Source organism: Veillonella sp. 3627 (genome assembly GCF_003992195.1).
Lineage (GTDB): Bacteria > Bacillota > Negativicutes > Veillonellales > Veillonellaceae > F0422.
This window is the reverse complement of the sequence record NZ_RQVG01000002.1, coordinates 158,064-184,040: the sequence shown is the minus strand read 5'-3', so window position 1 is coordinate 184,040 and position 25,977 is coordinate 158,064. Positions and strand designations below refer to the sequence as shown.

Annotated in this window: 23 protein-coding genes; 22 read left to right on the top strand and 1 reads right to left on the bottom strand. The window is 36.8% G+C overall.

The genetic code is table 11. From position 1 onward, the window contains the following. The first annotated feature begins 12 nt into the window (after positions 1 to 12). The 18 genes from rfbB (at position 13) to eno (ending at position 19,967) form a co-directional block, all read left to right on the top strand. Positions 13 to 963 carry a dTDP-glucose 4,6-dehydratase gene (rfbB, locus tag EO114_RS02140; protein WP_127061255.1) on the top strand — a complete coding sequence of 317 codons (951 nt, stop codon included), beginning with the start codon at positions 13 to 15 and terminating at the stop codon, positions 961 to 963. Positions 964 to 997: 34 nt separating this feature from the next. Further along, complete coding sequence (locus EO114_RS02135; RefSeq protein ID WP_127061253.1) at positions 998 to 2,974, top strand: LTA synthase family protein; 1,977 nt, start codon at positions 998 to 1,000, stop codon at positions 2,972 to 2,974. Positions 2,975 to 3,081: 107 nt separating this feature from the next. Next, positions 3,082 to 3,840, top strand: coding sequence for a glycosyltransferase family 2 protein (locus EO114_RS02130; protein WP_127061251.1), 759 nt, complete (start codon positions 3,082 to 3,084; stop codon positions 3,838 to 3,840). A gap of 34 nt (positions 3,841 to 3,874) precedes the next feature. Continuing rightward, positions 3,875 to 5,008 carry a glycosyltransferase gene (locus EO114_RS02125; RefSeq protein WP_127061249.1) on the top strand — a complete coding sequence of 378 codons (1,134 nt, stop codon included), beginning with the start codon at positions 3,875 to 3,877 and terminating at the stop codon, positions 5,006 to 5,008. Between the two features lies 1 nt (position 5,009). Next, on the top strand, positions 5,010 to 6,185 hold the full coding sequence (locus EO114_RS02120) for a glycosyltransferase (RefSeq protein ID WP_127061247.1): 1,176 nt from the start codon (positions 5,010 to 5,012) through the stop codon (positions 6,183 to 6,185). Between the two features lie 37 nt (positions 6,186 to 6,222). Next, a complete protein-coding gene (locus tag EO114_RS02115) occupies positions 6,223 to 7,251 on the top strand; it encodes a glycosyltransferase family 9 protein (protein WP_164723741.1) in 1,029 nt (342 codons plus the stop codon). Beyond that, positions 7,244 to 7,891 carry a CatB-related O-acetyltransferase gene (locus tag EO114_RS08020; protein WP_127061269.1) on the top strand — a complete coding sequence of 216 codons (648 nt, stop codon included), beginning with the start codon at positions 7,244 to 7,246 and terminating at the stop codon, positions 7,889 to 7,891. Before EO114_RS02115 ends, EO114_RS08020 begins: the two co-directional genes overlap by 8 nt. Positions 7,892 to 7,899: 8 nt before the next feature. Beyond that, on the top strand, positions 7,900 to 9,054 hold the full coding sequence (locus tag EO114_RS02105) for a glycosyltransferase family 4 protein (RefSeq protein WP_127061243.1): 1,155 nt from the start codon (positions 7,900 to 7,902) through the stop codon (positions 9,052 to 9,054). 303 nt (positions 9,055 to 9,357) lie between these two features. Further along, complete coding sequence (locus EO114_RS02100) at positions 9,358 to 10,485, top strand: SAVED domain-containing protein (protein ID WP_127061241.1); 1,128 nt, start codon at positions 9,358 to 9,360, stop codon at positions 10,483 to 10,485. Continuing rightward, a complete protein-coding gene (locus EO114_RS02095; protein ID WP_127061239.1) occupies positions 10,485 to 11,600 on the top strand; it encodes a nucleotidyltransferase in 1,116 nt (371 codons plus the stop codon). The genes EO114_RS02100 and EO114_RS02095 overlap by 1 nt, the downstream gene beginning before the upstream one ends. 3 nt (positions 11,601 to 11,603) lie before the next feature. Then, on the top strand, positions 11,604 to 12,062 hold the full coding sequence (locus EO114_RS02090; protein WP_127061237.1) for a hypothetical protein: 459 nt from the start codon (positions 11,604 to 11,606) through the stop codon (positions 12,060 to 12,062). Positions 12,063 to 12,582: 520 nt separating this feature from the next. Beyond that, positions 12,583 to 12,993 (top strand): hypothetical protein, encoded by a 411-nt coding sequence (locus EO114_RS02085; RefSeq protein WP_127061235.1) that lies wholly within the window; start codon positions 12,583 to 12,585, stop codon positions 12,991 to 12,993. 21 nt (positions 12,994 to 13,014) lie between these two features. After that, positions 13,015 to 14,010, top strand: a complete 996-nt coding sequence (locus tag EO114_RS02080; protein WP_127061233.1) for a type II TA system antitoxin MqsA family protein — start codon at positions 13,015 to 13,017, stop codon at positions 14,008 to 14,010. 102 nt (positions 14,011 to 14,112) lie between these two features. Continuing rightward, positions 14,113 to 15,120, top strand: coding sequence for a type I glyceraldehyde-3-phosphate dehydrogenase (gap, locus tag EO114_RS02075; RefSeq protein ID WP_062402066.1), 1,008 nt, complete (start codon positions 14,113 to 14,115; stop codon positions 15,118 to 15,120). 64 nt (positions 15,121 to 15,184) lie between these two features. Further along, positions 15,185 to 16,363, top strand: coding sequence for a phosphoglycerate kinase (gene pgk, locus EO114_RS02070; protein WP_127061231.1), 1,179 nt, complete (start codon positions 15,185 to 15,187; stop codon positions 16,361 to 16,363). Positions 16,364 to 16,369: 6 nt separating this feature from the next. After that, entirely contained in the window at positions 16,370 to 17,122 is a 753-nt protein-coding gene (tpiA, locus tag EO114_RS02065; RefSeq protein ID WP_231723409.1) for a triose-phosphate isomerase, read from the top strand. A 19-nt stretch (positions 17,123 to 17,141) separates the two neighbouring features. Then, the gene (gene gpmI, locus EO114_RS02060; RefSeq protein ID WP_127061229.1) at positions 17,142 to 18,668 is read left to right on the top strand and encodes a 2,3-bisphosphoglycerate-independent phosphoglycerate mutase; all 1,527 of its coding nucleotides are present in this window, start codon (positions 17,142 to 17,144) and stop codon (positions 18,666 to 18,668) included. Positions 18,669 to 18,680: 12 nt separating this feature from the next. Continuing rightward, on the top strand, positions 18,681 to 19,967 hold the full coding sequence (gene eno, locus EO114_RS02055) for a phosphopyruvate hydratase (RefSeq protein WP_127061226.1): 1,287 nt from the start codon (positions 18,681 to 18,683) through the stop codon (positions 19,965 to 19,967). Positions 19,968 to 20,069: 102 nt separating this feature from the next. On the opposite strand, the gene EO114_RS02050 is transcribed toward eno, so the two are convergent. Further along, the gene (locus EO114_RS02050; RefSeq protein ID WP_009354012.1) at positions 20,070 to 20,360 is read right to left on the bottom strand and encodes a type II toxin-antitoxin system RelB/DinJ family antitoxin; all 291 of its coding nucleotides are present in this window, start codon (positions 20,358 to 20,360) and stop codon (positions 20,070 to 20,072) included. A gap of 467 nt (positions 20,361 to 20,827) precedes the next feature. Here EO114_RS02050 and putP point away from each other — a divergent pair, with 467 nt between their 5' ends. From putP to EO114_RS02030, 4 genes are all read left to right on the top strand, one after another. After that, positions 20,828 to 22,258, top strand: coding sequence for a sodium/proline symporter PutP (gene putP, locus EO114_RS02045; protein ID WP_240629049.1), 1,431 nt, complete (start codon positions 20,828 to 20,830; stop codon positions 22,256 to 22,258). A gap of 452 nt (positions 22,259 to 22,710) precedes the next feature. Then, a complete protein-coding gene (gene recQ, locus EO114_RS02040; RefSeq protein WP_127061224.1) occupies positions 22,711 to 24,534 on the top strand; it encodes a DNA helicase RecQ in 1,824 nt (607 codons plus the stop codon). Between the two features lie 155 nt (positions 24,535 to 24,689). Then, positions 24,690 to 25,481, top strand: coding sequence for a thymidylate synthase (locus tag EO114_RS02035; protein WP_126940681.1), 792 nt, complete (start codon positions 24,690 to 24,692; stop codon positions 25,479 to 25,481). A gap of 10 nt (positions 25,482 to 25,491) precedes the next feature. Further along, the gene (locus tag EO114_RS02030; RefSeq protein ID WP_126940680.1) at positions 25,492 to 25,977 is read left to right on the top strand and encodes a dihydrofolate reductase; all 486 of its coding nucleotides are present in this window, start codon (positions 25,492 to 25,494) and stop codon (positions 25,975 to 25,977) included.

Sequence of the window (25,977 nt, the reverse complement as noted above, 5' to 3'; positions counted from 1 at the left end):
TGCATAGAGAATATGAATATTTTAGTAACAGGTGGCTGTGGCTTTATAGGTAGCCACTTCTTACGATACATGATGGACATCTATGCAAACGATTCCTTTATATGCTTAGATGCGTTGACCTATGCAGGAAATAAGAACAATATAAAAGAATTACTAGAAGATTCTAGGTTGACTATGATAGAAGGAAACATTCGGGATGCTTCTTTCGTAGATACTCTGTTTGTTACGTATAAGCCAGATGTGGTAGTACATTTGGCAGCAGAAACTCATGTGGATCGAAGTATTACTAGCCCACAAGTATTCTTAGAGACGAATGTTATTGGAACAGGAATTTTATTAGATGCCTGTTTACGACATGGCATAGGACGATTTCATCATGTATCTACTGATGAGGTATATGGCACATTACCCTTGCAAGGAGGGAGTGCATTTACGGAACAAAGCCCGTTACTACCTAGTAGCCCTTATGCAGCCTCGAAAGCATCCTCAGATTTGTTGGTGCTGAGCTATTATAAAACCTATGGATTACCCATTACTATTTCTAGATGTTCTAATAATTATGGAACTCATCAATATCCGGAAAAATTAATTCCCCTTATGATACAACGCGCTTTGCAGGATGCACCATTGCCAGTTTATGGCGATGGATTGAATATACGAGATTGGATTCATGTTGTGGACCATTGTAGGGCTATTGATACCATTTTACAAGCAGGCGTAATAGGAGAAGTATATAATATAGGTGGTGGCAAAGAAATTGCAAACATCGATTTAGTAAAACAAATCCTAGGTATACTAGATAAGCCTTATGAACTCATTACTTATGTGAATGATCGCTTAGGGCATGATTTACGCTATGCTGTTGATAGTAGTAAAGTGCAGAGATTAGGGTGGAGACCGGAATATACCATGGAGGATACTTTAACAGGGATTGTGGAATGGTATAGGAAGAATATTATATAATTTGATAAATTGTATTGTTATATTGTGGTGAATTATGGAACTCTCAATTTTACAAGGATTACAACAAGATATTAAAATTTTTCTGTTAAGTCCTATACTATGTGCTATTTTTAGATTTTTATTTATCTACTATTTTGCACCGAATCGAACGTATAAAGGTCAAGAACAAAAATGGTATACATGCTTTAACTATGGATTTTGGTGGGGTATGGACTTTAATGCCTATGTATTACTATTTTTATTTTTACTAGTAACATTACCTTCAATAGAGATTGAATCTATTCATGTTCATAGTGATTTTATTAGAGCGATTTTGGGAACTTTATATTTCTTTGTAGTATATGTAGCTTTTTTGGGAAAGTTAATTTTTTATTATCATTATAAAGATACATATAATTCAAATTTGCGCTTAGGAAGAAATGCAGATAAAAGAAATTTATTAGATATTTTCTTTAACCAAAATTATGGATGGTGGATTTTGCTGTCCTTGCCAATCTATACAGTAGGGATATATTACTTTCTTAGTTGGCTATTAGGTTTAGGAACTATTGCTGTACCGACCGTTTATTCAAAGTATATGTATTATACATATACTACTGTAATTGTTATAACTACAGTAGTTGTATATTATTGGTTCCGTTATGGGGGCACATTTAAGCATCGTAATAAGCCTGAATGGGATACAGTGCCTGAAATAGTCAAGCGAGATATGTTTTTTGCTAAAGCTTGTATCGATGATTTGATTGCTTTTGAATTAGCTATTCGAACAAAACCGCAAGAAATACTAGCGCATAGTGATGAGGAATCTATCCAAATTTTAACGCCCTTGATTAATGTTGAACAGGATTTAGTAGGTACAATCTGGAACTCTATGCGAAAAAAAACGACAGGGCCAAGAATTAAAAAGCCTAAAAAGATATTTTTAATTGTAGAAGAAAGCTATAGTCAGTTCGCATTTGATGATATATATAAAGATATACCCATTGCTAATGCAGGCAGGTTGATTCGCGAACAAAGTACTACAATTAGCATTGATAATTTTTTAGCGGGTGGATTAATATCTCAGCCGTCTATTAGCTCAATGTTGAATGGTATTTATGATGTCAATTTAGAGTTGAATGAAAAAGCGTATTTTTGGAATCACCAACTACCGACATCATTGGGAAAACAAATTTCAGAGTTAGGGTATACATGTTCGCTGTGGTATGGGGGCTCTTTATCTTGGTCTAGCTTAGGTCTATTTGCTAAAGGAAATGGGTTTCATAATGTATATTCTGGTTTTGATATTACATCTAATGATACACCCCATACTTGGTTGGGTGTGTATGACCATTTATTTTTAGAGGGAATAAAGCAAAAGTTAGATGAAAAAAATATGGATAGTTATGAATTCCATTATATCTATACTACATCTAACCACGGACCATATACGATTCCAATTGGAAATTATGGATTTGAAAAAGAAGTGTTGTTAAAAGAGCTGCCAGAGTATTTACATAAGCATACTGAGGATATTGGTACCTATGCATATTGTGATTATTATTTAAGTCAGTTTATTCGTTATATCCAAGAAACCTATGAAGATAGTTTAGTTATTGTAACGGGTGACCATACAAGAAGACTACCTATGCCATGTCAGGATACTAATAGGATACAGAACTTACGAGAAGATATTAGTACAGCATTTTATATGTCACATAAGGATTTTAACAAAGATTTATTAAATGGTGTAAGGATAGGAACGCATATGAATATTCTGCCAACTATTATGGAATTAATAGCACCTAAAGAGTATGAATACATAAGCTTATTCCCATCATTGTTTGAACAACAAGAGCTTATTGTAACTCCATATCATTGTCTAAGTAATAGTCATATTGGTTTTTTTAAAGATCAACGTGTAGAGACCCTAGATGGATCTCCAGTATATGATTATAATTTAAAAGAAGTAGTTGCTTTACAACGAGCCTATATGGAAGTAACAGGCACTATTGTTCGACATCATGTATAACCTGTTGTTGAATACAAGGCGTAAACTTGATACAATAAATAATGAATAAAAGACTATCACGTAAGGTGATAGTCTTTGTCATATGTGGATAGATAAAGAGGAAGTTTATGAATACAGTTAGTGTGTTAATTTTAACGAGAAATGAAGAACAGAACATTAAAGATTGTATAGAAAGTTGTCAACCCTTTGCTGATGAAGTGATTGTTATTGATGATGGGAGTGAAGATAATACAGTATTCATTGCAGAGTCTTTAGGTGCTAAAGTCTTACATCGATCTCTGAATGGTGATTGGGGAGCGCAACAAACATATGCTGTAGAACAGGCGAATAGCTACTGGATATTTTTTATTGATGCAGATGAACGATGTAGCCCTGAATTATGTAAAGAAATTCGATTGGCTATACAAGGAGAAGATTTTGCGTACTGGATAGAACGTCATAATCAATTTCATCATAATGTAGCTACTCATGGAGTATTACGACCAGATTATGTGTGCCGATTGATGCCTAAAGCTGGAACATATGTAGAAGGATATGTGCATCAGGCTGTTATTACACCTTATGAAAGAAAAGATTTAGAATCACCTATGTACCATTATACCTATGATAATTGGGAACAATATTTTAATAAATTAAACAAATATACAACGCTATCTGCAGAAAAATATAAAAAGGCTAATAAATCTGTCTCCTTTTTGAAAGATATTGTGTTTCGGCCATTCTGGGCATTTATTAAAATGTATCTTTTACAAGGTGGTATTTTAGATGGGAAAATGGGATGGGTCTTGTCTGTGAATCATTACTTTTACACCATGACAAAATATGTGAAGTTGTATTATTTATATAAATCCAATGGTAAGTTGTAATTAAAGTATTATAAGGTTACGGTAAGGAGTTCTCATGCGAGTTGCCATATTAGAAAGTATTATCATGCCAGCTGGTCATGAAGTAGAATTTGATAGAATCCTTGTGAACGAAATGAAACGGCAAGGACATAAACCTATGTTTTTTGTACCGGAAAAATTTCCGTTTAAAGTTGATTATGGAGTTCCTGTTCATGAGTTACAAGGTGGCGAAGTTGTGACGTATGCAGGAGCTACTTGGTATCAAAAACTGTGGCGATCCATACAACGTGAGAAACGACGTATAGCTTGGTTTAATAGTGCTTATGAATTAGCAAAACAAGGAGCTTGTGATGCCATAATTATTCCTACAGCAACCTATCGGTATATTAAATCTTTGTTAAGAAGTAAATTAAAATATTCACCAGTTCCTGTACATATTATATTTCATGGGATTAATCCTAAGGAACAGCCTAAGTTTGAAAAACAAGCTAAACGAATACAAGCGTATAAGAATGTTAAGTTGCATGTCATTACATTGCGAAATGATTTTGCTAATAGCGGGTTAACCAATGTTCAATTAGTGGCTCCACCTGTGTTTAAGCCAGTATATAATGAAAGTTATATTATAAAAGATAAAGAAGAACCACTACGTATTGGTTTTTTTGGACAATTCCGTAAAGAAAAAAATCTAGAACCATTTATACAAGCTTTTATCCATGCAAAGTTTTCAGTACCTGTTGAATTAGTAGTACAAGGTGCAACTGCAAAGCCTGAGGATACAGCATTATTTAATTCGCTTATAGAAAAGTATAAACATATTACTAATATTATATTTAGACATGAAAATCTAATTGGTAAAGACTGGGAAGAGGGTTTGCTATCTGTGGATGCTATTGCAATGCCGTATGCAGCAGAGCGATATAGATACCATTGGGGAGCGATGCTATTTACTGCAATTGGATATAGCAAACCGGTATTGGTATCACCAGAATTAAATCCTGAAGTACTAGCGCAGTTTCCCATCGGTTGTGTGATACAATCATTAAAAGAATCAGATATTATTCATGCCATGCAAGAGTTAGTAGATTTATTAAGTACAAAAAAAGCACAAACAGAAGTGGCATTAGAACAGGCAAATGAGGCATATAGCCATGAAGCACTAATTCGAGAGGTTTTGAGAGGGCGGTAATATGAAAATTTTGTTAGCCAATTTTACCAAAATGGTTGCAGATAGTGGTGGATTAGCCAAGGTAACTTGTGCGTTTGCTAATGAAATGAACCGACGGGGTCATGAGGTTGTATTAGTATACAGCGATGAACAATCTGGAGAATTTTATTATCCGCTTAATGGAGATATCTTGCAATATGATTTACGGAATATGGATGGAAAAAGGGTGACCTATCCGCTCACATTACGTCTCAAACGTGAATGGTATCGTATGTTTAATAAGCAAAAAGCGAGAACTATTAATAATGATTTTGCTGAATCGTATTTATTAAGACCATTGCAAAGTATATTGGAAAAGACACAACCAGATGTTATTGTAAGCTTTCAACCAGCAGCCACAAAACTGTTGGTTATGGATTTAGAGACTTCCATACCAGTTGTAACAATGAGTCATGGTGATCCAGAAGACTATTTTCACTTTTATCCAAAAGCAGAAATACCAGCTGTAGAGAAGTGTGCAATGAATCAAGTTCTTTTACCATCCTTTAAGGAACATCTGTTATATCATTTACCGAATGCTAAGGTGACTGTAATTGGTAATGCGATTCCACAATACAAGGAACAAGTAGATTTAACTAGACTAAAAGAATTTTATAGAATTGGTTTTTTAGCGAGATTATCAAAAAATCATAAACAACCACATTTGTTAATAGAAGCATTTTGTAAATTAGCAGATGAATTTCCGAATTGGGAGTTAGTTCTATGGGGAGCCAAAGAAGGCGAGCCCTTTTTTAAGCAAATGGAATTAATGATAGCTGCATATGGATTACAAGAACGAATTCGTTTTGCAGGCACTACAAATGACGTAGAAGGTGCATTAGCAAGTTGTGATATTTTTGCTTTTCCAAGTGCATATGAAGGATTTGGATTATCCTTAGGGGAAGCTATGAGTAAAGGCTTACCAGCAGTTGGCTTTGCATCTTGTAGTGCTGTTAATGAATTAATCATTGATGGCTATAATGGAATACTATGTGAAGATAGTGCTGAGGGGTTAGCTAGAGGATTAAAGAAATTAATGGGGAATCAGGCATTACGTGTAGAATATGGAGCAAATGCCAATACAAGTATGAAAGCGTATGCACCGGATAAAATATGGGATGAGTGGGAACGGTTATTAAATAACATTAATATAAAATAGGAATTGCTAAGGTAATAATATGTACAAAAAGGTTGTAATGAGTCGATTTGGTGGTTTAGGGGATATGGTAATGCTTACCCCTATATTGAGAGGAATAAAAACGCTCTTGCCAGAAACTAAACTAATAGTAGTAGGGGAAGAAAATGCTAGAGCCCTAATGGAGGGCTGTCCGTTTGTAGACGAATATCTAGGATTCGATAAAAGCTATAAAAGTTCTTGGAATATTATAAAAAAAATATGGAGAGCTGATATTGTATATTTGATGGATACGTTGTATCGTATCTCTATAATTTATTGGTTAGCGAGAGTAAAGAAAAGAATTGGTTTTCCTCACAAAAGAAAGTTTTTTTTAACGGATCTTATTTCTGCTAAATCATGGATGAATTATGCCTATGAACCAGTAGTGTATGCGGACTTTGTAAAAGATATACTACAAATTGATATTACACAAATACCAGAATGGGATAGTCTTTTCTATCCAGAGGGAAGTGAATTAGAGAAGAAGAATGTAATTGAATTATTACAACATAGACGTTATAAAGATTTTATTGTTTGTAGTTTAGAAACAGGTGGATATCCTAAAGATTGGCCTATTGAACACTGGTTGGAACTATTTAGAGAATTAGAAAAAATAGAAAAGAGTGTGGTTATTATTGGCGTTCCGTCAAAAAAATATAATGATATAGAATTTCCTGATAATGTTCTTGATTTAAGAGGAAGAACAAACCTCCTTGAAACAGGAGAAGTTATACGATTAGCAGATATGGTTGTTAATGGATGTAGTTTTCCTATCCATGTAGCAAATGCTGTTAATACTCCAGTCATTGGTCTATATGGCTCAGAGCCTGATTGGCGATGTAGACCACAACGTATATTTGCTAGTATATGTGCTGAAATGGATTGTTCACCGTGTGATTATATGTTTAAAGGACCTGGTTGGTGTGAGAATCCAATATGCATGAAGCAGATCTCTGTAAAAAGAGTTATCACAGAAATTCAAAGATGCTATGATGAAGGAAAACCTTTGGGAGAATATCGATTAATAATTGGAGAAAATGATGGATAATGATTTAATTGAGAAATATGATATTTCTAAAATGGATGCGTATTTAGCAGAAATGGTTTATAGAATCAAGGGTAGCAGAATTTGCCCAGAATATGTCTATAAATTATCATTAAAAAAATATGGATTTAAAGATAATTTGGGAAGATATTATACAGAAAAATATTCAGGAATTCCTGTTGGCAAATTCACTTGGGGATATAAATATATACGGGATGATATTATCAAGTCTATTGGAGCATATTGTTCTATTGCGATTGACCAATTAGTAGTTCCGAATGGACATAAAACTGATTATGTTACTACGTGGCAGTCAGAATTGGAATATCGGAATGAATTACCTATTAACAAAAGTACAGTCATTGGTAATGATGTTTGGATTGGTGCACGGTGTACAATTTTAAATAACCTTACAATTGGTGATGGAGCTGTTATTGGTGCAGGTAGTGTGATAACAAAAGATGTACCACCATATGCCATTGTAGTAGGTGCTAATAAAATTATTAGATATCGTTTCCCAGAAGAGATAATCCAAAAATTGCTTATCATGAAATGGTGGGAATGGGAAGATGAAAAAATACGTTCCTCTTACAAGTTATTTGAAGATCCTGTTGCTTTTGTAGATGCGTATTATTTAAAGTAGAGTAAAATATGAGAATACTAGAAATATTATCAGGTCCATCATACGATTCGGTCATTGCCTATAAAGATGCGGGGATGTTATTGTATGAATTGAATAAATCTTTTAATTACACAGCTAATTATTGTGGATGTAATAGTAGTGAGTATGAAGCAGAGTGGAATCCTCAATTTTTAAGATCTGTGTGTGTTAATAAAGTTTCAGAAAGCTTAGAATTCAGGAAACAGGTATTAGACATAAAAAAATATATAGTAGACCATATAAAAAATTATGACGTAATTATATTTTTTAATTATGGAAGTACTGTATATAAATTAGCTAAACTTTGTAAGAAAATTAATCCTAATATCACTGTATATTCTAAGCTAGATATGGGACAAGGTGGATTTTCCCACTTTTCTCCAAAGCGAAACTTCTCGAATTTACGCAGTCGTCTTGAGGTTTTTAAAAGTAGGTATATTGATTTTTTTACTGTAGAAACAAAAGAGTATTATAATACTTTAAAAAATAGCCCAATGTTTAAAGATAGGTTATATTACTTACCAAACGGTGTATCTACATTAGGGATCGATGATGCCACAGTAAATATAGATCAAAAAGAAAATATTGTGATTACTGTTGGTAGACTTGGCATTTATGAGAAAAATACTGAATTATTTTTGAATAGTATATTAGAAATTCCTGATAAAATACGTAGTCAATGGAAATTCTACTTTGTGGGACCACAAACAAAGGAATTTTCACAGTATATCACGAAATTTTTAGAAGAGAATCCAAGGCTTGTATCTAATATAATTCAATTAGGAAATATAACAGATAGAAATGAATTAGCTGACCTATTAAAACAATCAAAAATAATTTGTATGCCTAGTAGAACAGAAGGGGCGTGTATTGCAACTTTAGAAGGTATGTATTTTGGTTGTGTACCTATTATTAGCCGGTATAGCTCTTTTGTAAGAGATACAACAAATAATGAAACTATTGGTAAGGTAGTGGATGACTATACATCTAATGGTTTTGCAAATGCAATGGTAGAATATATGAATGATGAACATCTTATAAAATCTGAAATAGAAAAAGCGATAAGCTATGCAAGAGATACATTCGATTATAAGACCATAGGTACGGAATTGAATCGATTGTTGATGTTGTATAAAAAAGATTAGTAAAATAAATAGTTAGACTTATAGTGAAGTGTTAAAAGGTGTATATATAGAATATTTATAGATTATTTTAATCAGAATGAGTTAATATATATAGGACTATGGATTTGTTTAGGGATATTAAAGAAACACTAATTAAATATGGTCATAGATAGGGATTCATATTTTAGTGCTAAATAATAGTAGTAACAGAGCGAGTAATCGCTCTGTTTTTGTTTTCCAGACTTTATTTTAAAATACAATATATGGTAAAACATTATTAAATAAACTCTATATATAGTATCTTTAATTTCCAAGAGGTGACATATGGGAGAAAATAGAGGGAAAAAGCCAACTGAAAAAATAAAAATGATGTTGTGTGCTGTAACTGCAGGAAGATGTGAGTTTGAAGGGTGCAATAAGTATTTGTTTGAGGATAACTTAACTTGTGAACTATTAAATTTATCAGAGGTTGCACATAATATTGCTTCGAGTTCAGCTGGACCAAGGGGGGACATTGAACTATCACATAAAGTATCAGATGATATAGAAAACCTACTTTTATTATGCCGAGACCATCACAAGTTAGTTGATAATAAACCTGAGATTTATACAGTTGAAAAATTAAGAGCAATGAAGATAAAACATGAACGTGAGATTCATAGACTCTGTGATTTGATGTGTTATCCAAAATGTATCGTTGTAAAGTTTCAATCTCCAATAAAGGGTAAAAAACAAGTAATAATTAACCAAAAAGAAATAAATAGCATCGTTGCTAAAAAATTTAAGCCTCAAGAAAAGTATGGACCTTCAATTGACGTTGAATTAAGTCAAGAATATAATTCTAAGCTTTTTTGGGATGAAGCAAATAAAAAAATAGAAAATGAATATACGAAGATGATCCTTCCTATATTAGATAATAATGAGGTTGAGCATATGGCGGTATTTCCGTTGGCACCTATACCTATGATTATAAAACTTGGTTATCTTATTAGTGATAAGATACAAGTACATGTATATCAAAAAAGAAGGTCTACAAACAGTTGGGAGTGGATTGATGATTCTTCCGAGGTAGAGTTTATAGTCAATAAAAACTGCAAAAATCAAGATAAAGTAAGAAAAGTAGCATTAATTCTCTCTATTTCGGCAGATATACCTCTTGCTAGAATACCTGAAGATGAAGATGTTTTTTATCAAATATCTGTTAGGAAGCCAGATGTTGAAATCATCAGGTCTGAAAGAGACCTAACAAACTTTAGGGAAAAATATATCAGTGTATTGGATCAGATAAAAAAAGATTATCCAGAGATTAATGTTGTGGATATTTTTTGTGCGATTCCTACATCTATAGCATTTGAAGTTGGGAAAAGTTATATGGAAGGAAGTCACCCTAAAATTAGAATATATGAATATAATGATAAATTTTTTGAGACTCTTATAATAGGAGGTAAGTAATGATTGAGACTGGCCATGAATTATCTTTGATATTAGAAAACATTATTGAGGAATTATCAATAACTGAAACAATGCAAAATAAGGCTATTTCAGGGTATACTGCAGTAGGCAACTGGCTAACTGACGATTTGAAGAAAGATATATACATATATCCACAAGGCTCGATGGCACTAGGAACGATTATAAGACCGATTTCAGATAAGGATGAATATGATATTGATTTGGTTTGCTTAATTAAAGATGGAAGTGGATTAGAGGCTAAGGAGATAAAACAGTTAATCGGGAACAGTCTTAAGAATAATGGTCGTTATAATCATATGTTGCAAAAAGAGGGGAAGCGATGTTGGACCCTAAGCTATGATGAATTTCATATGGATATATTACCAGCTGTTCCAGGTGATACGAGAAATAGTAATATTAGAATAACTCACACAGAAGATGGTAAAGTTTATTTGAATAAATATAGTAATCCTGTAAAGTATCGAAAATGGTTTTTGCAACAGATGTTGAAGGGCCAGGTATCAGAAATGTTTTCTATTGAAGCCCGTTCGGAGATTGAAAAAGTCCCGATATATAATCAGATTGGAAATTTACAAAAAATAGTTAAATTATTAAAACGACATAGAGATATTATCTTTGAAGGGGCTGATCATAAACCGATTTCTATTATTATTACAACGTTAGCAGCTAAGGCCTATAAAGGTAATTTATTACTTTATGATGAACTTAAAAACATATTGATGTATATGGAAAGCTTTATTGAGAGGATAGATGGTACATATATAATTAGAAATCCGGTAGAATATAATGAAAATTTTGCAGAGAAGTGGAATTCTAATAGTAGTCATGCAACACAGTTTTTTAGTTGGATTCAATATGCCAAATCTGATTTTTTAAATATTAAAGCAGGATTAGATGAGGTTGCTGAATTATGGGGTAAAAGTCTAGGAGAATCTTTAGTAAACCGAGCAGTAAAAAAATATGCATTAGGTTATAGAAATGCTAGACAAGATGGAAAGCTACATGTCAACGCTAATACGGGGCTTTGTATTGGGACTACAACTATAGCTAGTACTAAGGTGAAGGCACACACATTTTTTGGAGCAGAGGAGTAACGAGTGAACAATATTTTTCAATCTAAAAGCTTAAATGTGGGGCAACAAATACTTAAACTGGTAAAGTGTTGGAATTCAGGTGAAGTTATATTTCAATCACATAAAACATTTGAGTGGTGTTGCAAAGTAAAACCAACAAGTTTAAGTAGAGAATATGAAATGACTATAATATATAAATTAAACTGCCGTCCTCAAGTATATATAAGAAAAGATGATTTATGGAAAGTGAAAGATGGTAAAATTCCTCATATATACAAGTGTGAAGAGAATAGAGTAGAAATTTGCTTGTACTTTGGAAATGAATTTAAAACATCAATGTATATATCCGATACGATCGTACCGTGGGCTATAGAATGGCTATTTTATTATGAAATATGGTTAATAACAGGAACTTGGCTGGGAGGTGGGATCCATCCTGCCGATTGCAAAAATCAAATAGTGGATTATGAGAAGAGGACCTAAAGAGAAACTATGTAAGAGCTTTAAAGAATACTCATGATAACTTAATAAATACAGTACAATAAGCTGTAAAGTTATTACTGGGCGATATACTGCATTGCTTCGGTTTTGTCTTTTAGTTAAGACGTATTATAGGTGCGAAAAAGCGCTCCAACCAGGAGCGCCTTTTCTTTTTTATCCAAAAGGATAATATAAAGTTAGTTTTGGGATTCATAGCCCAATTTGTATTTTCATTATACATTTGCTTTTGAAGCGGGTCAATCTTTTCAGTGCATATATATTTCGTATGATAGCATTTAGTTATGCCTATTCTATTGTAAAAAATGTTGATGGCTACTATTAGAGGAATAGTGCCAATATTTAGTATAGAACCTATTTTAATAATTTTCATGGCATTCTAACTATTGATGCACAAACATATTTTTTTTATAATTAATATATAATAAAACGTACTAATTGATACATTTAATATTGACGATTGTTTACAAATATTGTATTATATATTTTACAGAAAGGCGCATAGATGAATTTACATTATAATCAAAGTTATAGTAGAGAAGAAATAGCTAATATGCTAAAACTAGTGTACGAATGTGTTGAATGTGGAATGTATTCCGTTTCAAGAAATGTAAATCGCCAAGAAAATATAGACTTTATTAATGAATATAATATGCGTAGTGAAAAGATAGAAGCAATTTTAAATAATCTCACAGTAGATGATTTTTGTCATACATTACAGAATACAAAAGCAGGGTATGAAGATGAAACACTCTATGTATTTGTCCCTCAGGTAGAACTATTTGAAGCTGATGGAGTAGCAATTAAAGTAGATATTTATATAAAAACTAATATAATGAATACATCTAAAGGTAATCGAATGGTGGTGATTTCTTTTCATAAGAGAAATAAACCTATACAGTATGCATTTAGATAACCTAGAAAAGAGGATATGATTATGGAAAGCCAAAGAGTGTTTTGTGAAGAATGTAGAAATGATGTTAATTATGTAGTAGAAGAAACACAAATGGTTGGGACAATTAAAGGCGAAACTTATGAGTACATGGGGAAAGTTGCACACTGCGTTGATTGTCAGTCTGAAATCTATGTAAGTGAAGTACATGATTTTAATTTAAAAGCATTATATGATGAGTATAGAAAGAAGAATGATATTATTTCCTTAGAACATATTCGGGAGATTTGTGAAAAATACGCGATTGGTAAAAGACCGCTTTCATTGTTATTGGATTGGGGAGAGCAGACTTTTTCGCGCTATTATGAGGGAGATATTCCGACTAAACAGTATTCTAACTTATTAAAAGAAATATATGAAGATCCACATGTTTATTATGAATTATTAGAAAAAAATAAAAATAATCTAACATCAGTAAAAGCTTATCAAAAAAGCAAGCTTGCTGTGCAACAATTGATTGGGCAAGTTGAAAATGAAGATAAAAAGATTAATCATGTGATTGCATATCTTCTTAGTAAATGTGAAGATATTACACCGTTAGCGTTACAAAAATTATTATATTATGTGCAAGGGTTTTACTATGCATTTTATGACAGATTTTTGTTTAATGAAGATTGCCAGGCATGGGTACATGGTCCCGTATATCCGGAAGTGTATCATCGATATAAGGATTATAGATTTAATCCTATTAAAAGTAATAAGGAACGAGATAGTTTAGACCTTCTAGTCTCTGAAACTGTTATTTTGGATAGTGTAGTGAAGTATTTTGGCTGCTATAGTGGAAAGATTTTAGAATTATTTACTCATTCAGAGGAACCTTGGTTAGCGGCAAGAAGCGGGTGTAAAATGTTTGAGCAATCTGATGAAATTATCTATAAAGAAGATATAGGTAAATACTTTCAGCATATAAAATCAATATATAATATGATAAACCCTAGTGATATAAAGCTCTATGCAGAATCAATGTTTAGCAGGCTATAAAGAAAAGATGAATTGTTTTTAAACTTGCACCAACCCCAATAGTCTTGTAAAATAGAGGTATAACAACTTATGTAGTATAAGAAATTTTAGGAGGAATTGATTATGGCAGTGAAGATTGGTATTAATGGCTTTGGTCGTATTGGTAAATGCGTCATGCGCGCGGCTCTTAACAACCCAGATGTGGAAGTAGTAGCCATTAATGATACTGGTGATATTGAAGGTTCCGCTTTACTGTTTAAACATGACTCAATTCATGGCAACTTAAGCTGTGACGTGTCTGTAGAAGGCGAATATTTAGTAGTAGACGGCAAAAAAACACGTGTATTCTGTGACCGTGATCCAGCAAAATTAGACTGGTCCTCCGAAGGGGTAGAAGTGGTTATCGAATGTACGGGAGTGTTCCGTTCTCGTGAAAAGGCAGCAGCTCATTTAGGGGGCACTGTTAAAAAAGTAATCATTTCCGCACCAGGTAAAGATGAAGATAAAACCATCGTAATGGGTGTCAATGAAAGTGAATATGATCCAGCTACACATCATGTAGTATCTAATGCAAGTTGTACTACAAACTGTTTAGCTCCATTTGCAAAAGTATTGCATCAAGAATTTGGTATCAAACGTGGTATGATGACAACAGTGCACTCTTACACAAATGACCAACGTGTATTGGATGCACCACACAAAGACTTACGTCGTGCTCGTGCAGCAGCGATGTCCATTATTCCTACTACAACAGGTGCAGCAAAAGCAGTGGCATTAGTATTACCTGAATTAAAAGGTAAATTAAATGGCTTTGCTCTTCGTGTACCTACTCCAAATGTGTCTGTAACAGACTTAGTAGTAGAACTTGAAAAAGAAGCAACTAAAGAAAGCATCAATGCGGCATTCCGCAAAGCAGCTGAAGGTGAGTTAAAAGGTATTCTTGGCGTATCTGATTTGCCACTAGTATCCAAAGACTTCAATGGTGATGCTCGTAGTTCTATCGTAGATGCAGACTTGACAATGGTGATGGAAGGCAATATGGCAAAAGTAGTAGCTTGGTATGACAATGAGTGGGGCTATTCCTCTCGTATTGTTGACCTAGCTGTGTACATGAGCAAACGAGGCTTATAATCTGCCGGGGACTACGAGGGTAGTCCCTTTTTGGCATGTTTATTGTATATACATAGGAGACAGTATGAAACTTTCACTAGCAAATATGAATGTAGCAAATAAAACTGTATTTGTACGAGTTGATTTTAATGTACCTTTGAAAGACGGTGTTATCACTGATGACACTCGTATTCGTGCCACATTACCTACATTGCGTCATTTGATTGACCAAGGTGCGAAGGTAGTGATTGCCTCTCATTTAGGTCGTCCTAAAGGAGAGCGTAAACCAGAGTTTACCTTAGCTCCTTGTGCCAAACGATTGAGTGAATTATTAGAACAACCAGTTCGTTTTGTAGAAGATTGCATTGGTGACATCCCTGCACAAGCTGTAAGTGAAATGAAGTCCGGTGATGTGGTGGTATTAGAAAATCTTCGTTTCTATAAAGAAGAAGAAAAAAATGATCCTACCTTTGCCAAAGCCTTAGCGGATTTAGCAGAAGTGGGCGTGAATGATGCCTTCGGCGTATCTCATCGTGCCCATGCCTCTGTGGAAGGAATTACGAAATACTTACCAATGGGAGCTGGTTTCTTGTTAGAAAAGGAAATTCGCTATGTGGGAGGTGCTGTAGAGCATCCTGAACACCCATTTGCAGCTATCATCGGTGGCGCCAAAGTAAGCGACAAAATTGAAGTCATTTCTAACTTATTACCAAAAGTAGAAGTATTGATCATCGGCGGTGGTATGGCAAATACTTTCGTAGCGGCTCAAGGTCATAATGTGGGTACTTCCTTAGTGGAAGCTGACAAATTTGAACTAGCTCGTGAATTAATTGCTCGTGCAAAAGAAACTAACACTAACCTATTATTGCCAGTAGACTTCGTTGTAGCCGATGCTTTCAGTGAAACTGCTAATCACAAGGTGGTAGATGCAACGGCTATTGAAGAGGGTTGGATGGCCTTAGACATTGGTCCGAAGAGCCGTGAGCTATTCGCAGAGGCTTTAGCACCGATGAAAATGATCGTTTGGAATGGTCCTATGGGCGTATTTGAAATGGAAGTATTCGCAGGTGGTACCAATGCGGTAGCGAAAGCGGTGGCAGAGGCGAATGCAACTACAATTGTAGGCGGCGGCGATTCTGTAGCGGCTATTGAAAAAAGTGGATTAAGTCACAAAATTTCTCATATTTCCACTGGTGGCGGCGCCTCCTTAGAGTACTTAGAAGGCAAAGTATTACCAGGTATTGCAGCCTTACAAGAGGCATAGGAGGTTATCATGCGACAACCGATCATTGCAGGGAACTGGAAAATGCATATGACGAATACAGAAGCCACTGTATTCGTAGAACAATTGAAAACATTAGTGGCAGATGCTAGTTGTGAAGTGGTAGTATGCCCTCCGTTTACAGCCATTAGCACTGTAGCTGATTTAGCGGAAGACACCAAGGTTCGTGTAGGGGCACAAAACGTGTTCCACGAAGAATCTGGTGCCTATACAGGGGAAGTATCTCCTTCGATGTTGACGGACTTAGGTGTGTCCTACGTAATTGTGGGTCACTCTGAACGACGTTCTATTTTTAAAGAAGCAGATCGTTGTGTGAATAAGCGTGTGCGCATTGTTTTACAACATGGCATGAGCCCTATCCTGTGCGTAGGTGAAAGTTTAAATCAACGTGAAAGTGGGGAAACGGTGGCATTCATTCATTCCCAATTAGAAATGGGATTGCATGGAGTGCCTGCAGAAGAAATGACAGAAGTGGTGATTGCTTACGAACCGATTTGGGCCATTGGCACAGGTCGTACAGCCACAGCGGAACAAGCTGGGGAAGTATGCCAAAGCATTCGTGAGAAAATCGCCGCTATGTATACGCCGGACATTGCAGAACAAGTACGCATTCTATACGGTGGCAGTGTAAAACCGGAGAATGCGAAAGATATTTTAGCCCAAGCCCACGTGGATGGTGCTTTGGTGGGTGGTGCTTCCTTGGAAGCAGAGACTTTTACGGGAATTATTAATGCCTGTTAACATAGGTTTGAGGTAGCGTATGGCAAAATTAAAAGGACCAGTGATGCTAACAATCCTTGATGGATTCGGTATTGGGGATGGTCAAGACCCAACCAATGCGGTGGTACAAGCGAACCCCCGAACATTTTTAGAATTATGGGATAAGTGCCCTCACACTCTATTGGATGCATCTGGTATGGCCGTAGGCTTGCCAGATGGACAGATGGGAAACTCTGAAGTGGGGCATTTGAATATTGGTGCCGGACGTATTGTGTACCAAGAATTGACGCGCATCACGAAAGAGGCAGAGGAAGGAACCTTATTTACTCGTCATACCTTGGTGAAAGCCTATGAAGAGGGGGCTAAACAAGCCTTGCATCTAGTAGGTTTGTTATCGGATGGCGGTGTCCACTCGCATATTGATCACTTGAAGGCATTACTTCGTGGCGCTAAAGAGGCTGGTGTAGGAAAAGTCTATATCCACGCCTTCTTAGATGGTCGTGATGTACCACCACAAAGTGCGTTGGCCTATATTGATGATATTGCTCACTATTGCAAAGAATTGGGCTTAGGATCGATTGGGACGGTAGGCGGTCGCTATTATGGTATGGACCGTGATCAACGATGGGAACGGGTACAATTGGCGTACAATGCCATGGTATGTGGTAGTGGTACAGAAGTAGGTTGTGCTCATGAAGCGGTAGAACACAGTTATGCTGATGAAACAACAGATGAATTTGTCATTCCATCGGTAGTGGAAGGGTATACAGGTATGCAGGATGGAGATGCGATTTTGTTCTTTAACTTCCGTCCTGATCGGGCTCGTCAATTAGTGCGTGCTGTGGTAGATCCGGATTTTACTGGATTTGAACGAAAACATGTATTGCAAGGTTCCTATGTGGCGAGTATGACTCGGTACGAAGCAGACTTACCAGTGCCTGTGGTGTATGATAAAGAACTGCTAACAGATACCCTAGGAGAAGTGCTAGCTAAGGGTGGTTATCGTCAACTGCGCATTGCAGAAACAGAGAAATATGCTCATGTGACGTATTTCTTCAATGGTGGTAAGGAAGATGTATTCCCTGGGGAAGATAGAATTTTAGTGCCTTCTCCGAAGGTGGCTACCTATGATTTGCAACCAGAGATGAGTGCTCCAGAGGTAACAGAAAAGGTTGTATCCGCCATTCGCAGTGGCGAGTATGATATGATTATCTTGAATTATGCAAACCCAGATATGGTAGGCCATACGGGTGATTTTGAAGCAGCAAAACGAGCGATTTTAGCTGTGGATGTGGGACTTTCAGAGATTGTGAAAGCCATTCAAGATAGGAATGGTCAGTTATTAATTACAGCGGACCATGGAAATTCTGAGGTCATGGTGGACCATACCACAGAAATTCCGCACACGGCGCATACGACGAATCCGGTACCACTCATTTTAGTGGGAGCCCCAGAGGGTGTCACCTTGCGACCAGGTCGGCTATGTGATTTAGCACCAACTATGCTGGCTTTAGGCGGTATTGAGCAGCCTGAAGCTATGAGTGGTGAAAGTTTGTTAGTACAATAAGGAGAAGTAACAATGGCAGTAATTACTGATGTATACGCAAGAGAGATTATGGATTCCCGTGGCAATCCAACAGTAGAAGTAGAAGTATATTTAGAAGATGGTACGATTGGTCGTGCAGCGGTTCCATCTGGAGCGTCTACTGGTCAATTTGAAGCGGTGGAATTGCGCGATAGCGAGTCTTCTCGTTACTTAGGCAAAGGTGTATTACAAGCGGTAGCAAACGTAAATGACATCATTGGACCTGCTATTTTAGGGTTTGATGCATCTGAGCAAGTGGCTATTGATGGGGTGATGATTGAGTTAGATGGCACTCCTAACAAAGCAAAATTAGGTGCTAATGCGATCTTAGGTGTATCCATGGCAGTAGCTCGTGCAGCGGCTGAATCTTATGATTTACCATTGTTCCAATACCTTGGTGGCACGAATGCAAAAGAATTGCCAGTACCAATGATGAATATTTTAAATGGTGGGGCTCATGCAGATAATAACGTGGATATCCAAGAGTTCATGATTATGCCAATTGGTGCATCTAGCTTTATGGAAGCATTGCGTTATTGTGCAGAAGTATACCATACATTGAAAGGTGTATTGAAAGCAAAAGGCTTGGCCACAGGTGTAGGTGATGAAGGGGGCTTTGCTCCGAACTTAGGTTCCAATGAAGAAGCATTACAAGTGATTACAGAAGCTATCGAAAAAGCAGGTCTTGTAGTGGGTAAAGATATTGTATTTGCTATTGATGCAGCATCTTCTGAGTTCTACAAAGATGGCAAGTATCACTTAGCTGGTGAAGGCAAAGTAAAAACAGCTGCTGAGATGGTAGAATACTATGCAGAACTTTGTGAAAAATATCCAATTTACTCCATCGAAGATGGCTTGGCAGAAGAAGATTGGGAAGGCTGGAAACTATTGACGGAGCGCCTTGGCAAAACTGTTCAATTAGTAGGTGACGATTTATTCGTAACGAACACAGAACGCTTGTCTCGTGGTATCAAAGAAGATACAGCGAATGCAATCTTGATCAAAGTGAACCAAATCGGTACGTTGACAGAAACATTTGATGCTATTGAAATGGCAAAACGTGCAGGCTATACAGCTGTAATTTCTCACCGTTCTGGTGAAACAGAAGATTCCACAATTGCTGATATCGCTGTAGCAGTAAACACTGGACAAATCAAAACTGGTGCTCCAGCTCGTTCCGAACGCGTAGCGAAATACAACCAATTACTTCGTATTGAAGATATGTTGGCAGAAACGGCTCAATACCGTGGTAGCGATGTGTTCTATAACATCAAACGATAAGAATATGTGAAAATGAAAAAGGACCCTACGGGGTCCTTTTTGTATAAAACCTATATGTATTTTCCGTATATTGCGGGAAGTTCCTGTAGAAACAAGCTATAATTATTCTCCCAATAAAGTAGCGAAAAATTCTTTAGCAGAACGTCCATTACCGTTATTTGATTCTTCGACTCCACGAGATAAAATATCTTCTAATTCTGAAGGGCTAAAGTCAGATGTACTAAGGGGCGGTGTATTTAACTTTAGATCAAAAGGGAGTCCGTTATGTAGGATAATTTGTCGATAGAATAAATCAATAGCGACAGCGCGACTTAGTCCAAGGTCTTCTAAAATAGATTCAGCATGTTGTTTTATATTTTCATTAATTCGGACATTAACACTAGCAGATTTCATGAGGGTCTCCTTTCTGGTTACTATGTTAAGTAAATTATAAACTGTTGTATTGCATTATGCAACATAAAATAATATATGGAATATAAATTGACTAGGTAGTAGTTTGTGATATAATATAAATAAGAAAAGGAGAGCCATCAACGTGCGTTCGGCGTTAGGCTCATCTAGGAGTTAATAAAGCTTGATGACACCTAACGTGTTGAGGAGTGGTAGTCCTCATGCGTTAGGTGTTTTCATTGTCTACTTACATAGATCAATGATAGCACTCACCTTGTTTTATACAAGGTGTTTATTTTTTTGTATAAAATCCATGAAAGACGATATATATAATCTATGATATAATAGAAAAGATTAATGCTGAATGCATTCTATAGAATTTTAAGTAAAGGTGAAAGGATTAGGAAAGGAGGAGTAGGGTGTACAACAATTTTGAAGTGATTGGGGCATTTGCATTGTATTTAGGCCTCATGATGTACATCGGGGTATATTATTACCGCAAGTCTAATAGCTTAGACGACTATATTTTAGGAGGTCGCCAGCTAGGCCCCTGGATCACGTCCATGAGTGCGGAAGCATCAGATATGAGTGGATGGATGTTGATGGGTTTACCTGGATTTGCCTACTCAACAGGGATATCGGCCTTATGGATTGCCATTGGTTTAGCTTTGGGAACGTGGCTGAACTGGGTGTTCGTATCGAAACGATTGCGCAATTATACAGAGGTAGCGAATAATAGTTTGACTATACCGGATTATTTGAAAAACCGTTTTCATGATACATCAAGAATTGTGCCGGTGGTGTCTGCTATCTTCATCGTTATTTTCTTTTTAATTTACACGTCCTCCGGATTTGTGGCAGGTGGTAAATTATTTAATACTATCTTTGGACTAGATTACATGACATCTCTCTTTATTACAGCAGGGGTAGTTATTTTCTACACCTTCCTAGGTGGTTTCCTAGCTGTAAGTTGGACAGACTGTATCCAAGGTATGATGATGTTTTTCGCCATCTTATTGGTACCTGTGACGGCAGCCATGTATTTAGGTGGTCCTGTAGAAACATCTCAATTAATTGCTACGGAGTTCCCAGCAGGCTTGTCCATTTGGGGACCGGAACAAGATACTTTCACCTTGGTGGTAGGTATCATTTCTAGCCTAGGATGGGGGCTTGGTTACTTTGGTCAACCTCACATCTTAGTGCGTTTCATGGCGATTTCCGATGCGAAAGAATTAAAAAAAGCTACAAATATTGCCATGATTTGGGTGGTTATTTCCTTGTTGGCGGCAGTGGCAGTAGGTCTAGTTGGTAAAGTATATTTAACAACACCTCTAGTAGATGCTGATGCAGAAACAGTGTTCCTTGTGATGAGCGAGCATTTATTTAACCCATTTGTGGCAGGTTTGATTTGGTCCGCTGTATTGGCAGCTATCATGAGTACAGCCTCTGCACAATTGTTAGTAACTGCATCTTCTGTGTCTCAAGATTTGTACCGCAATGTGTTTGCCCGTGATGCAGGAGACCGTGAACTAGTTATGGTTAGCCGTGCTACCGTATTGATCGTATCTGCTATTGCCATCGTGATGGCAGTCAATCCACAAAGTTATATCTTGACGATGGTGGCCTATGCATGGGCAGGATTTGGCGCTGCCTTTGGTCCAGCTATCTTGATCTCGTTGACTTGGAAACGTATGACTCTGAAAGGTTGTATCGCTGGTATCTTAGTAGGTGGTATTACCGTTCTTGTGTGGAAACAATTTGGTTGGTTCGGCTTGTATGAAATCGTACCAGGTTTTATCTTATCCGCCATTGCTATCTTTGTAGTAAGCTTGTTGGATCATGAGCCAAGTAAAGAAATCCAAGCGGAGTTCGATGCATCAGAACAAATGCATATTTTATAATTACATACACATAGTAAACGAAATGTTGGGACTACTCCTTTGGGATAGTGCCAACATTTTTTTATAGAAGATACTTATAGATGAGGCACTTATAAAGCACACATTTAGTAATCACTGGGGTCTGTATGAATTGGCATATCTTTTTTACTAATATGTATGGATACAACTATAAGTCCTACTAGGTCTTGTTAGGAAGTTATAACGTGCGGTAAGGAAGGTACTATCTTAAAGGGAACGTGTAACAAGATAGGTATGTCTGCTAGTTCATGATGAAGGAAATTATTGTACTAGGAGAATAGTATAAAAAACTGCAAGATGCATATAACGATATAGGCAATGACTATGGAAAAGAAAGAAGAGTTCTTGGTGGAATAGTTTATAGGTATCTATAAAAATGGTATAATAAATAGATACGATTCGATAAATGTACGGTCAGAAAGGAGGAAAGACATATGGATGCTAGAGCCCTACGAACATTGCAACATTTTTATGGATATTCCAGTTTTCGCCCCGCTCAAGAGGTACCTGTTACAGCTTTATTAGAGAACCAAGATGTGCTAGGGATTATGCCTACTGGGGCAGGTAAATCGATTTGCTTTCAAATTCCTGCTATGCTAAAGGCGGGCATTACCATTGTATTTTCTCCGTTGATTTCCTTGATGCAAGATCAAGTGGATACCTTGAAAGAGCAAGGTATGCCAGCGGCGTATATGAATAGCACCCTCAGTCGAGAAGAGCAGAATAAAATTTTGTACTATTTACGGGAAGGGCGCATTAAACTATTATACTTGGCACCAGAAAAATTAGAGTCCGAAGGGTTTTGTGAGTTTTTAAGAGGACTGCCAATTAGCCAAGTGATTATTGATGAAGCCCATTGTGTGTCACAATGGGGGCATGATTTTAGGCCTTCTTTCACGGCTATAGGACCCTTTATTAAGAGCTTGCCCCATAGACCTGTGGTAGGGGCTTTCACAGCCAGTGCTACGGAAGAAGTAGAACGTGATATGAAACAACTCTTAGGATTGGAGAATGCCCGTGTGCATATTACGGGATTTGATCGTCCTAATTTAGCGTTTTCTGTGATCCACGAAAGTAAGCGTATGGAATATGTACGGGATTATGTGCTACACAACCCAAATGATGTGGGGATTATTTATTGCGCTACTAGGGCGAATGTGGAAAAAGTATATCGTGAGCTTTTACGGTACGGCGTGAAAGTAGGTTATTACCATGGTGGTTTATCTGATGAAGAGCGTAAGTACCAACAGAATCGTTACGCCTTTGATGAAGTACAAGTTATGGTAGCTACCAATGCATTTGGAATGGGCATCGATAAAAGTAATGTGCGCTATGTAATCCATTACCAAATGCCACGAAATATGGAAAGTTATTACCAAGAGGCAGGCCGTGCTGGACGAGATGGAGCACCGGCAGATTGTATTTTGCTCTACAATGGGCAAGATGTGGCAGTACATCAATATATTCTAAGTCAAAGTGACTTGCCACCAGAACGACAACGGATTGAGCGGAATATGCTACAAGCCATGATCGATTATTGTCATACACCTATGTGCCTACGTAAATTCATGTTGTCTTATTTTGGTGAACAAGTGCCTTGGGATCAATGTCATCATTGCAGTACTTGTGATGAACCACGAGTGGCGGTGGATGTAACAGCCGATGCGAGCGCCGTATTGCAGACGATTTGGAATACAGAAGAACGATATGGTGTGACTATGATTGCGGATATCCTATGTGGGAATCGGACGGAGCGTATTGAGAAGTTTCGCTTACACCGATTATCCGTATTTGGTAAATTAAATCGTTGGGCAGATAAAGATGTAAAAGGCTTTATTAAGCGCTTAATGGCGATGGGGTATGTGACGTCTTCGGGAGGACAATATCCTATTTTATCCGTTACGGAACAAGGTCATGAAGTATTAGCGGGACGGGTCACTGTGAAAGATGTGCCTATTGAGGTAGGGGAACATCGTCCTATGCAGGGCCGTTCTAAATCAAATGCTTCAGGGCTAGCAAAAGCCACTAAGAATAACTCCTTATTTGAGGCTCTGCGTGTGCATCGTTTGGAACTTTCAAAAACAGAAGGGGTAAAACCGTTCATGATTTTTTCAGACGCTACTTTATTGGACATGGTAGCAAAAGAACCATTGACCTTAGGAGATATGGCGAATGTGAAAGGCGTAGGAGATATGAAGCTGCGCAAATATGGCAATGAATTTTTGAAGGTCATAGCCGGGTTTAAGGGTAACATATAGCGATAGAGGGACAACTTGATATCTAAATGTAGATATACAAATACATTTAGACACAGATATTGATACAAATACAGATATACATACAGATATACATACAGATATACATACTATATGCTGATACAGTTTAGCATAGTTTCGTATACAAGGAGGCATAGATGAGTTTAGCAGATACGCAATATTTACAGATTATAGAGAATATATTAGATCATGGGTATTATGCCAACAATCGTACAGGCATTGCGACCTATAAATTACCGCATCAAGTGATGCAATTCAATTTAGCAGAAGAATTTCCTATTTTAACCACGAAATTTGTGGCTTTCAAAACGGCCATTAAAGAATTGCTTTGGATTTGGCAATTGCAATCTAATGATGTACGTCAGTTGCAGGCCATGAATGTAAAAGTTTGGGATGAATGGATGCGTGAAGATGGTACGATTGGTAAGGCTTATGGATACCAAATTGCCAAATATAAACAGTTAGATAATTTATTGGATATGCTACAAAAGGACCCTCAAAGCCGTCGTATGATTGTGACCTTGTGGAATATTGAGGACTTGCCAGATATGGCGTTGCAACCATGTGCCTATGAAACATTATGGGATGTCACCGATGGTCGTTTAAATTGTATGCTTATCCAGCGCAGTGGGGATATGGGATTAGGAGTGCCTTTTAATACAGCACAGTATGCAGCGTTGGTTCATATGATTGCCCAAGTATCTGGATTGCAGGCAGGACAATTCACGCATGTCATCAATAATGCTCATATTTATGAGAACCATGTAGAAGCTTTACGTACTCAATTAGAACGTAAACATGAAGCCTTAGAGGCTCCGGTGTTACGATTAAACCCAGAGATCAAAAATTTCTATGATTTTACGCCAGAAGATATAACTCTAGAAGGCTATGAGCATTTAGGGAAACTATCTATGACAGTAGCTGTATAAGGAGTTATCTATGTTAGCAATGATTGTAGCAGTGGCTGAGAATGGCGTTATAGGCAAGGATAATCAACTGATTTGGCACATTCCAGAAGATTTAGCATATTTTAAACAGCGCACTACTGGGCATGTCATCATCATGGGACGGAAGACATTGGAGTCTTTGCCGTTTTTGTTACCTAATCGTGAACATTGGGTCATTACATCACAATTGGATTACATACCACCCTATGAAGGAGTGAAAGTATTCCATAGTCCAGAGGAAGCAGCACAAGCGGCACAAGACATAGAGTTAGCGTATTGCATTGGCGGTGCGCAGGTGTATGCAAGCATGGCACCTTATGCAGATCGTTTGTATGTGACGGAGTTACACCGAGCTTTCACAGGGGATGTGACATTTACTGAGCATACCAAGCCAGAATGGATGGAGATAGAGCGTATACCCGGCGCAGGGCAAGATGAGTTGTCTTATGATTTTGTAACCTATGAAAGGTGGAAATAG

What these genes read in the sequence shown, in the direction of transcription:
- EO114_RS02080 (WP_127061233.1), top strand. Translation starts at nt 13,015, where the DNA reads ATGGAAAGCCAAAGAGTGTTTTGTGAAGAATGTAGAAATGATGTTAAT.
- EO114_RS02030 (WP_126940680.1), top strand. Translation starts at nt 25,492, where the DNA reads ATGTTAGCAATGATTGTAGCAGTGGCTGAGAATGGCGTTATAGGCAAG.
- recQ (WP_127061224.1), top strand. Translation starts at nt 22,711, where the DNA reads ATGGATGCTAGAGCCCTACGAACATTGCAACATTTTTATGGATATTCC.
- EO114_RS02115 (WP_164723741.1), top strand. Translation starts at nt 6,223, where the DNA reads ATGAGTCGATTTGGTGGTTTAGGGGATATGGTAATGCTTACCCCTATA.
- gpmI (WP_127061229.1), top strand. Translation starts at nt 17,142, where the DNA reads ATGGCAAAATTAAAAGGACCAGTGATGCTAACAATCCTTGATGGATTC.
- eno (WP_127061226.1), top strand. Translation starts at nt 18,681, where the DNA reads ATGGCAGTAATTACTGATGTATACGCAAGAGAGATTATGGATTCCCGT.
- pgk (WP_127061231.1), top strand. Translation starts at nt 15,185, where the DNA reads ATGAAACTTTCACTAGCAAATATGAATGTAGCAAATAAAACTGTATTT.
- EO114_RS02100 (WP_127061241.1), top strand. Translation starts at nt 9,358, where the DNA reads ATGGGAGAAAATAGAGGGAAAAAGCCAACTGAAAAAATAAAAATGATG.
- rfbB (WP_127061255.1), top strand. Translation starts at nt 13, where the DNA reads ATGAATATTTTAGTAACAGGTGGCTGTGGCTTTATAGGTAGCCACTTC.
- EO114_RS02035 (WP_126940681.1), top strand. Translation starts at nt 24,690, where the DNA reads ATGAGTTTAGCAGATACGCAATATTTACAGATTATAGAGAATATATTA.
- gap (WP_062402066.1), top strand. Translation starts at nt 14,113, where the DNA reads ATGGCAGTGAAGATTGGTATTAATGGCTTTGGTCGTATTGGTAAATGC.
- putP (WP_240629049.1), top strand. Translation starts at nt 20,828, where the DNA reads ATGATGTACATCGGGGTATATTATTACCGCAAGTCTAATAGCTTAGAC.
- EO114_RS08020 (WP_127061269.1), top strand. Translation starts at nt 7,244, where the DNA reads ATGGATAATGATTTAATTGAGAAATATGATATTTCTAAAATGGATGCG.
- EO114_RS02050 (WP_009354012.1), bottom strand. Translation starts at nt 20,360, where the DNA reads ATGAAATCTGCTAGTGTTAATGTCCGAATTAATGAAAATATAAAACAA.
- EO114_RS02135 (WP_127061253.1), top strand. Translation starts at nt 998, where the DNA reads ATGGAACTCTCAATTTTACAAGGATTACAACAAGATATTAAAATTTTT.
- EO114_RS02125 (WP_127061249.1), top strand. Translation starts at nt 3,875, where the DNA reads ATGCGAGTTGCCATATTAGAAAGTATTATCATGCCAGCTGGTCATGAA.
- EO114_RS02085 (WP_127061235.1), top strand. Translation starts at nt 12,583, where the DNA reads ATGAATTTACATTATAATCAAAGTTATAGTAGAGAAGAAATAGCTAAT.
- EO114_RS02120 (WP_127061247.1), top strand. Translation starts at nt 5,010, where the DNA reads ATGAAAATTTTGTTAGCCAATTTTACCAAAATGGTTGCAGATAGTGGT.
- EO114_RS02095 (WP_127061239.1), top strand. Translation starts at nt 10,485, where the DNA reads ATGATTGAGACTGGCCATGAATTATCTTTGATATTAGAAAACATTATT.
- EO114_RS02130 (WP_127061251.1), top strand. Translation starts at nt 3,082, where the DNA reads ATGAATACAGTTAGTGTGTTAATTTTAACGAGAAATGAAGAACAGAAC.
- EO114_RS02105 (WP_127061243.1), top strand. Translation starts at nt 7,900, where the DNA reads ATGAGAATACTAGAAATATTATCAGGTCCATCATACGATTCGGTCATT.